At 42.7% G+C, this 532-nt stretch carries 1 pseudogene; it reads left to right on the plus strand.

Annotation, left to right across the window (positions count from 1 at the left end):
- Positions 1–148: 148 nt before the first annotated feature.
- A pseudogene (locus CIK04_RS29775) lies at positions 149–532 on the plus strand (MCP four helix bundle domain-containing protein); the annotation flags it as partial.

Consider the following 532-nt stretch of genomic DNA (forward strand, 5'->3'; position numbering starts at 1 on the left):
TTATCAATGTTGGTGATCGTTCACCGTTTCATTCTTTGTTTGTCATTTTTGCCCGAAAAAAGCGGTCTCACTCTTTCCACAAAAACTAAAAAATAAGCGTTGATGGCGATATTGCCTCAACGGTTACGTTTGCTATCAGGAGTATGGAATGCAATACCTTGCACAGTTAAAAGTAAGGACGCGTTTGGCGCTCGGTTTTGGTACGTTAGTGGCACTTATGGCGTTACTGACCATCGTCGGTATTCAAAAAGTTAACTTTATCGACAAAAGCCTTGACTGAGGTGACGGACATTAACTCGGTAAAACAACGATACGCGATCAACTTTCGCGGCAGTGTCCATGATCGAGCGATCGCGATTCGCGATGTTTCAATGGCCCGAACCTCACAAGAGCTTGCTCGTTTTGAAGATGAATCCGTCGATTAGAAAAATTCTATCAACAATCAGAACAAACATACAAAGCATGATGGCTGATGGCATTCCCTTTTCAGCGCAAGAGCAAGCTATTTTACAGCGCATTGATGATATACAAG

The sequence above is a fragment of the Vibrio sp. 03_296 genome (assembly GCF_002265885.1).